Raw genomic sequence first — 7,999 nt, 5'->3', positions numbered from 1 at the left:
CTAAACGCGATTCTCTATGTTGCCGAACATGGATGTAAGTGGCGCGGTCTTCCGCAGCGCTTTGGTCGTTGGCACAGTATTTATATGCGGGCGAATCGATGGGCCAAGCAGGGCGTATTGGATCGAATGTTTCTCGCACTACAGGAAAATGATGTGATCAATATTCAAGTGGAGCATGTATCTCTCGATTCTACCGCTGTAAAGGTGCATCCAGACGGCACAGGTGCGTTAAAAAAACGGTCCTCAATCTATCGGCAAATCACGAGGAGGCTGGACCACCAAAATTCACATGGTCGCAGCGGGTCCCAATCAGGCCGTAGCTTTTTCCCTTTCTCCTGGGTAAGCAGGTGATGCATCTGAGGGTCGAAAGTTACTGAAAACACTGGAAAACTGTGGCTGGGAGGGTGCCAAAGTGATCATGGACAAAGCCTATGAGGGCGATGAAACCAGACAGTTGGTATTTGATCTTGGCATGGAACCCGTAGTGCCACCCAAAAGTAACCGACTAAGCGTTTGGGATTATGACCTAGAAGTGTACAAAAAACGAAATGAAGTAGAGAGGCTGTTCCGACGGCTCAAGGGTTTCAGGAGGGTATTCTCTCCTTTTGACAAACTGGATGTGATTTTCAAGTTCTTTGTTCACTTCGCACTGATTATCGATACATTAATTATGTGTGAACAGGCCCTAGGACCCCAAAGGCCCTTTTTCATTCCAGTAATACACAACCCTCGGCCAAAAGTGGTGCCTTCAATAAATGCCTCTGCTCTTGTGGCAGGGTGATAGGGATCGTGGCTGTATTGGTATATTCCACCCACCACAACCGCCCTTGTGATGTGTTAACAGGAAACGCAGGGGGATTCCTGGGCAAACTCACAGCTCACGGATAATCGCAGTAGTGGCACAAAGCACTTCAGTTTCACATGCAGTAATGCCGCATCTACGAAATCCCGATAGGTGCGCATTAACCCACCGACGCCCGGCTTGATACTATCAAGGTAGCGGGTCCTTGACTCCGACATTGGCAATTCCCCCGCTTGAGCAACAGTTCCAACATGGGACGGCCGGCACTGCCAACCGGCTGACCGTTATCACCCACTTGAATACATCCGGGTTTGCAGAGTTGTTAATGATCAGAGCTGTACCGTGGTGGTTTGCACGGGGATATTGGTTGCGGACCTGGTCCAGCTGCTGCTGAAAACACATTTTACCCTTGACATAACCCAACCTACAGATAAACGACTTCTTTTCGGTTTCAGTGACAACGGGACAGGAGGGAATCTGAAAGGTCACCGGCAAATTCCTCCCAACCCTGGGTGATGAGCTTATCGTAGAGAGGCTGCAGCTTAGTTTGCCATACCTTATCGTCCACAATCCCCACATGTTTGCAGCGTATCGTACCTTCCGCATCAACCAGGAAGGTTTCCGGAGCACCGAACACACCGAGATCAAGTGATAGGCGCCCCTCTCTGTCGACCAGACTGTACCGGTAGGGATTGTGGAATCTTTCCAGCCATGCCAGAGCAGCCTTATCGTCGTCTTTCAGGTTAATACCTACAATAGGAACGCCCCGTTCTGCCAAAGCGTTGAGGTAGGGGTGCTCGACCCGGCAGGCTATACACCATGTGGCCCATACATTGAGCAGATGTGGCTCCCTGGGCAGATCCTCTTTATGCACAATCTGGCTGCTATCTGTTACCTTGGGCAAGGAAAAGGCCGGCACCGGCTTGTTTAATAGTGCCGAAGGCATTTCCTGAGGATTCAAGGACAAGCCGTGCCAGAACAATAAAGCCAGCGCCATAAAAATAAACAGGGGCAAAAAGAGCTTTAATCTCGACATTCCATCCATCCCGACACTTACACGGCGGTCACGGTACCTGGGACTTGGACAGCATCAACAGAACGTGTGGCTGTGGCTTTGCGATAACGCTTGTCTGCCACCGACATGCCCCCACCGATCGCCATCAACAAGGCCCCGAGCCAGACCCACACCACAAACGCTTTATACTGCAGGCGTACCGCCCAATCCCCACTGGGGTTATCGTCCTCCAAGGGCTCTCCCAGAGCTACATAAATATCGCGAAACAAGCCGGTATCAATGGCCGCTTCCGTCATGGTGTTACCGCCGGAGAAGTAATTGCGCTTTTGCGGGAGCAACTCACCTAAGAACTTACCATTCCTGCTCAATTGCAAAACCCCCTCAAAGGCATGGTAGTTGGGACCCTGTACTAAGCGCACACTGTCGAATTTGAAATCGTAGCCGGCCACACGATAGTTGTCCCCCGGCCCCATGCGCAGATCTTTTTCCACACTGTATACTGTGGTGAGTGCCACCCCAAGCACGGCCAACGCCAGACCGATATGGGCGAGGTGCATACCGTAATAACTGGCGCGCTGGCGCTTGAGGCCCGCGAAAAAGGACTTGGCATTGCGGGTCTTGAATACAATATCCGCGAGACTTGCCGCCAATACCCAGATACCGATAAAAATACCCAGCACTGCGCCCCAGTGATAGTGATCAAAAGCCAATGGCCAGAGCAGGGCTACCAGCAGTGCCACCAGAAAGGGCAAACGCCAGGCACCGAGGAGTTTTTCCCAGCGACTATCTTTCCAATTGGCGTGGATACCTATGCCCAAAAGTAGACACAACACAGCCATCAGGGGCACAAAGAACAGGTTGAAGAACGGCGCTCCCACGCTGATTTTACCCCAATGTAGAGCATCAGCCAGCAGCGGGTATAGGGTGCCGGTTAATACCATCGCCATAATCAGTACGAGCAAAATATTGTTGCCAAGCAAAAAAGTCTCCAACGCACGGAAAGAGAAAACACTGCGGGTACTGACTGTGGGCGCACGCAGGGCAAATAACAACAAGGACAAGCCGATCACCACCGCCAGGAAGACCAGGATAAAGCTGCCGCGCTGCGGATCTGTTGCAAACGCATGTACTGAGGTAATCACCCCGGAGCGCACCAGAAAAGTACCCAATAGACTCAGGCTGAAAGTGAATATCGCCAGTAAAATGGTCCAACTCTTAAACAGGCCGCGCTTTTCCGTCACTGCCAGTGAATGCATCAGTGCAGTGCCCACCAGCCAAGGCATCAGCGAGGCATTTTCCACCGGGTCCCAGAACCACCAGCCGCCCCAACCCAGTTCGTAATAGGCCCACCAGCTGCCCAGCGCGATGCCAAGGGTGAGGAAGGCCCAGGCCACTACCGTCCAGGGCCTCGCCCAACGCGCCCACACCGCATCCAAATGCCCGCCCAGCAGTGCTGCAATGGCAAAAGCGAACGCAACCGAGAAACCCACATAGCCCATATACAATAGGGGTGGGTGGACAATCATACCCGGGTCCTGCAACAGGGGGTTCAGATCGGAGCCCTCCACCGGTGGGAAAGGCAAAGTACGATCAAAGGGGTTTGAGGTCAGCAGGATAAACAGGAAGAAACCAACCAACACCATGCCCAATACGGACAGCACCCGCGCAGACAGCTCCGGCGGTAGCTGGTGCCCAAACAGTGCCACCGCGGCAGCCCAGCCAGCCTGCATTAACAGCCACAAGAGTATCGAGCCCTCGTGGCCACCCCAAACAGCAGTGATCTTGTAGTAAATGGGCAGAATACGGTTGGAGTTCTGTGCAACATAGTTAACCGTAAAATCGCTCTGCACAAAGGCCACTGTCAGACAGGCAAAGGCGATCAGAACAAAGGCAAACACCCCGAATGCCAGGGGCCTCCCCACCTCCATCCACAAGGGGCGCGCCGTATAGCTGCCGGCAATCGGCAATGCTGATAAGGCAATGGAAAGCAGGAAACCGGCAATCAGTGCAACATGGCCCAACTCGGGGATCATATTTTTGCTCCACCGGCACAACTTTTATGAGAAACCATACTCTCCACCACTTCCGGCGGCGTATAGGTTTCATCGTGTTTGGCCAGTACCTGATCAGCACGCAGGATACCGTTCGGCATTAGCCGCCCGGTGATGACCGCGGCCTCGCCCTCGGCGAACAGGTCCGGCAGGATCTTATCGAAAGACACCGTTAATTCCTCTTCACCATCGGTAATTACAAATTGTACATCAAGGCTCTTGTCCGAGCGCTGGATACTGCCTGGCACTACACAGCCTCCGGCGCGAATGCGCTTTTCGACAGGCACCGCCCCCGCAGTAAAGGCACTGGGGGCATAGAAGTAATCCATATTCTCGCGCATCGCAAAAGTCACAAAGCCCACTGCGGCACTAGACAAGGTAACCAGAACAAGTACCAGAATCAGGCGCTGCCTGCGTACAGGGTGCATTGTCATAGGAGTACTCCATTAGTGTTCAACTTATCCGCCCGGCAACAGCTCGCGCCGACTCAATAACCAGCTCAATATCCGGCGAGCCTATGCCGGCTCTACCAGGGCTATCCGCTTTTTATTGACCTTGCACCGGCGCTGGACAATACGCTGCTGACGCTGCAGTTCGCGCTGAATCCGGCGGCGCGTAATCCGGGGGTACAGGGCCAGGGCGGTAAGCGCTGCAAAAGTCACCACATAGGAACTCCACACATAAATACCGTGGCCATCCATCGCCAGGAATTCAGCAAAGCTGGAAAATTGAAACTGCATATTACTTCCCCTCAGTCAGTTCCTGTTGAGCCCACTTGGTACGAATCTCCCGGCGCAACAGCAGGGTGCGAGTGTGCATAAGCAAGGTCCAGGCGTACATACAATAGAATCCGATAATCACAGTCAGCAGCGGGTAGAACATGCTCGGGTCAATACTACTGGTCTCTGTCAAACGGAGAGTGGCAGGTTGGTGCAGGGTAAACCACCAGTCAACAGACTTGTAGATAATCGGAATATTTACCGTACCTACTAAGGCCAGCAGCGCACAGGCCCTGTCGGCAAGCTGTTCCCGGCTTACGGCCTGGGACAAGGCCATCACCCCGATATACAGAAACAGCAAAATAAGCATGGAGGTGATGCGGGCATCCCACACCCAGTAGGCGCCCCAAGTGGGCTTACCCCAAACGGCACCGGTAAATAGTGCGATAAACGTCAACACCGCACCGATGGGTGCTGCCGCCCGCATCACTGCAAAAGCAAGCTTCATCTTCCAGACCAAGCCAATGGCACCACTGATCGCCATAAGGTAGTAACCGGCCAGGGCGAGAAAGGCCGCCGGCACATGGACAAAAATAATACGATAGCTATTACCCTGTTTGGCATCCTGCGGTGCAAAACCGAGACCCCAGATACTGCCAACAGTTAGTAACACTGCACTGGCGAGCGCCAGCCAGGGCAACCAGGCACCTGTCTTTTGATAAAACCAACGCGGTGAACCCAAGCGGTGGAACCATTGCCAAGCCAAAAAGACCTCCGAATCAATTATCCAGGCTGATACGTACTGCGAACGCAGCGGCCAAAGGAGCCAGTGCTGCTGCCGCGGCCAGCTGAGCGGCCAGCATCGCCAGCTGCGCGCTGTAGGCATAGCCATCGATAGCCGCTTGCACCGCACCGGTGCCGAAGATTAGCACGGGCACATAAAGCGGCATAACAATAAGCGCTAGCAGCAAACCAGGGCGTCGCACAGCCACCGTCAACGCTGCGCCTATAGCGCCGATTAGACTCAGACTGGCGGTGCCCATCAACAGCGAGACAAACAGGCACAGATACCCCTCCCCTGGCAGATTCAACACCAGTGCCAGCAACGGCGACAACAGTGCCAGCGGCAGGCCCATAGCCATCCAGTGCACCAGAGATTTCGCCAGTACAGCAAAGTAAAGGGGTTGAGGCAGCAGAATTAGTTGCTCGAGGGTCCCATCCTCGAAGTCACTGCGCAGCAAACTCTCCTGGGACAGCATGGTCGCGAGCAGAGCCATCACCCAGATCATGCCGGGGGCCAGTTTTGCCAGCAGCTCCGGCTCGGGTCCGAGCCCGAGAGGCAGAAGGGCAAGCACCGAGACAAAAAACAACAGGGGGTTGGCGATGTCTGCCCGCTGGCGCAGTGCCAGCAACATCTCAATCCGTAAGAGAGTTGCAAAGTTCGGTGCAGTGCGCACGCCACTTACCAGTGATTGGGTATCAACTGAAGACATATTCTGCCTCCATCGCCACCAAAGATTCATCGACCACAAAGTCAGACAAATCAACAGAAACGAGCCTCTCGAGAGATAAGTACTGGTGGGAGGTGAGCAGGATGGAGCCACCGAAATCCAAATGGGCAGCCATCTGCTGTTCCAATATCGCCACCCCAAGGGCATCGAGCGCAGTGAAAGGTTCATCTAGAATCCACAGGCGCGGAGTCTGAGGCAAGAACAGGCGCGCAAGCGCTACTCGGCGATTCTCTCCCGCGGACAGGCTGTAGCACAGACTGCCTTCAAACCCACTCAGGTCCACACAATCCAGCGCCCAAAGTGCTGACTCTCGGGTCGCACCATACCAGAACAGGTTCTCTAGAGGTGTCAAGCTGCCACGCACTCCCCCCCGATGCCCGATATACAGCAGCGATCCACGCATAGCAGGAAGCGCGCTTGGAAAGGAACTGCCACACCACAGAATCTCACCACGGAAATCACTGACAATACCTATCAGGGTACGCAGCAGGGTCGTTTTGCCCGCGCCATTGGCACCTTTGATCTGAATCGCAGCGCCCATGCACAGCGAGAAATCCAGGCCCTTAAACAAGCGCCGGCCATCCCTATCACAGGCCAGATCGCGTACTTGCAATACCACAGGGGACTTGGGGGTCACAGACATTGCTGGAATCAAACCACTCTGCCGAAAATATGAACGGCATTATACCGGCACTTGCGCCAATTGCATGGTATTCAACACCGTCGCAGCTGAATGGCATTGCACCAGTCCAGAAATACTGTCCAGAGTGTGAGGATTTTTGTTCGCTGGTATTGGCTCCAGCCCTAGCCTCTGATATTTTGCCAGGGTCGTGAGGCGGCACAAACCCCGTGCCACATGCTCTGTAGGGATAGGGGCAAAACTCTGTGGTCGACTTCAACAATGTTTATCGATGTAACCCGGTGCCAACACTGGATCAGTCTGTAAGGATACACAATAATGACTAGTCTCGCTGCAAATGCCAGCCAATGGCTCGATACCAACGCTCTAACTGGCAAAGATACCCAAATTAATCTTCAGCCTTTCCCGTTTTTTGTTGCCAGGAATATTCTGAACAGGGAGATGATGTCGGCATTTCTGGAGGCTTTTCCCCATCTCAAAGGTGCCGGCTACCTCCCCCATGAGAAAGAACAGTGTGGAGCTGCCATTAATACCCTGATTGAGCAATTCACCGATCCGGAGTTTGCCAACGCCATTGGAAGAAACCTGGGTATTGAAGAGCTCTCACAATACCCTACCTATGTCTCCATCAGCCGCACACTGAAAAAGCGCCACGGCAGAATACATACCGATGGCAAGTCGAAAATTGCCACCGCCCTGCTCTACCTCAATCCTGAGTGGACCCTTGATGGCAATGGCTGTCTGCGCTTCCTCAACTGTATTGATGACTTTGAGGACACCGTCGTTCCGGAAGTTAGACCTGCATACGGCACTCTGGTCGCTTTTAAACGTGCAGACAACTCTTTTCATGGCCACCTTCCGTTTGAAGGCCAGCGCTTGGTGATCCAGATCGCGTGGCTGGTCAGTGCGGCCGACAAGGCGCGCAAAGCCAAACGAGGAAGACTGTCCCATATACTGAAGCGGATACTGGGATGGTTTAGCGGCAAGCAGGGTGTAGATGGGAAAGACGGTGCCACACCAATGTAAGTACACTCCGGTAAAGCGGTCTTAAAGTCCCGACGAGAGTGTAAATAATTCTGTGTAACCGCTTCTGATCAGTATCGACCATACTGTCCCGCAGGCTCGATCATGTCAGCAACCAAACGGTCTTCGTCGGAACGGCCAACAGGCAGGCGCCTTTGTGTAAACCGGTGCTGGCCCAAAACACGGCACGCTCGACGCTCAGAAATGTGAAATCGACTTCGTATGTGGTCAATACAAG

The 7,999-nt window shown here is 53.6% G+C and carries 9 protein-coding genes and 2 pseudogenes; 2 read left to right on the top strand and 9 right to left on the bottom strand.

Annotated features, from left to right (window positions below):
• A pseudogene (locus Q5Y71_RS16170) lies at window positions 1-667 on the top strand (IS5 family transposase); the annotation flags it as partial.
• Window positions 668-837: 170 nt separating this feature from the next.
• Here Q5Y71_RS16170 and Q5Y71_RS16165 read toward each other — a convergent pair.
• The 8 genes from Q5Y71_RS16165 to ccmA all read right to left on the bottom strand — a co-directional run bounded on the left by Q5Y71_RS16165 (window position 838) and on the right by ccmA (window position 6,741).
• Complete coding sequence (locus Q5Y71_RS16165) at window positions 838-1,020, bottom strand: hypothetical protein (RefSeq protein ID WP_306043124.1); 183 nt, start codon at window positions 1,018-1,020, stop codon at window positions 838-840.
• 233 nt (window positions 1,021-1,253) lie between these two features.
• Window positions 1,254-1,838, bottom strand: coding sequence for a DsbE family thiol:disulfide interchange protein (locus Q5Y71_RS16160; protein ID WP_306043123.1), 585 nt, complete (start codon window positions 1,836-1,838; stop codon window positions 1,254-1,256).
• A 17-nt stretch (window positions 1,839-1,855) separates the two neighbouring features.
• Complete coding sequence (locus Q5Y71_RS16155) at window positions 1,856-3,850, bottom strand: heme lyase CcmF/NrfE family subunit (protein WP_306043122.1); 1,995 nt, start codon at window positions 3,848-3,850, stop codon at window positions 1,856-1,858.
• On the bottom strand, window positions 3,847-4,296 hold the full coding sequence (locus Q5Y71_RS16150; protein ID WP_306043125.1) for a cytochrome c maturation protein CcmE: 450 nt from the start codon (window positions 4,294-4,296) through the stop codon (window positions 3,847-3,849). Before Q5Y71_RS16150 ends, Q5Y71_RS16155 begins: the two co-directional genes overlap by 4 nt.
• An 87-nt stretch (window positions 4,297-4,383) precedes the next feature.
• Window positions 4,384-4,608: a heme exporter protein CcmD gene (gene ccmD, locus Q5Y71_RS16145; RefSeq protein WP_306043121.1), complete on the bottom strand. Its 225-nt coding sequence runs from the start codon at window positions 4,606-4,608 to the stop codon at window positions 4,384-4,386.
• A 1-nt stretch (window position 4,609) separates the two neighbouring features.
• On the bottom strand, window positions 4,610-5,353 hold the full coding sequence (locus Q5Y71_RS16140) for a heme ABC transporter permease (protein WP_306043120.1): 744 nt from the start codon (window positions 5,351-5,353) through the stop codon (window positions 4,610-4,612).
• A gap of 13 nt (window positions 5,354-5,366) precedes the next feature.
• Window positions 5,367-6,080: a heme exporter protein CcmB gene (ccmB, locus tag Q5Y71_RS16135; RefSeq protein ID WP_306043119.1), complete on the bottom strand. Its 714-nt coding sequence runs from the start codon at window positions 6,078-6,080 to the stop codon at window positions 5,367-5,369.
• Window positions 6,067-6,741, bottom strand: coding sequence for a cytochrome c biogenesis heme-transporting ATPase CcmA (gene ccmA / locus Q5Y71_RS16130; RefSeq protein ID WP_306043118.1), 675 nt, complete (start codon window positions 6,739-6,741; stop codon window positions 6,067-6,069). Before ccmA ends, ccmB begins: the two co-directional genes overlap by 14 nt.
• A gap of 315 nt (window positions 6,742-7,056) precedes the next feature.
• Between ccmA and Q5Y71_RS16125 the strand changes: the two genes are divergently transcribed.
• A complete protein-coding gene (locus Q5Y71_RS16125) occupies window positions 7,057-7,764 on the top strand; it encodes a 2OG-Fe(II) oxygenase (RefSeq protein ID WP_306043117.1) in 708 nt (235 codons plus the stop codon).
• A gap of 71 nt (window positions 7,765-7,835) precedes the next feature.
• Here the strand turns inward: Q5Y71_RS16125 and Q5Y71_RS16120 are convergent.
• Window positions 7,836-7,999: pseudogene (locus Q5Y71_RS16120) on the bottom strand (IS3 family transposase); the annotation flags it as partial.

Source organism: Microbulbifer sp. 2205BS26-8, from assembly GCF_030731025.1.
Classification (GTDB): domain Bacteria; phylum Pseudomonadota; class Gammaproteobacteria; order Pseudomonadales; family Cellvibrionaceae; genus Microbulbifer; species Microbulbifer spongiae.
Note: the sequence above shows the minus strand (reverse complement) of the source record. Positions and strands in the feature narration are given on the sequence as shown.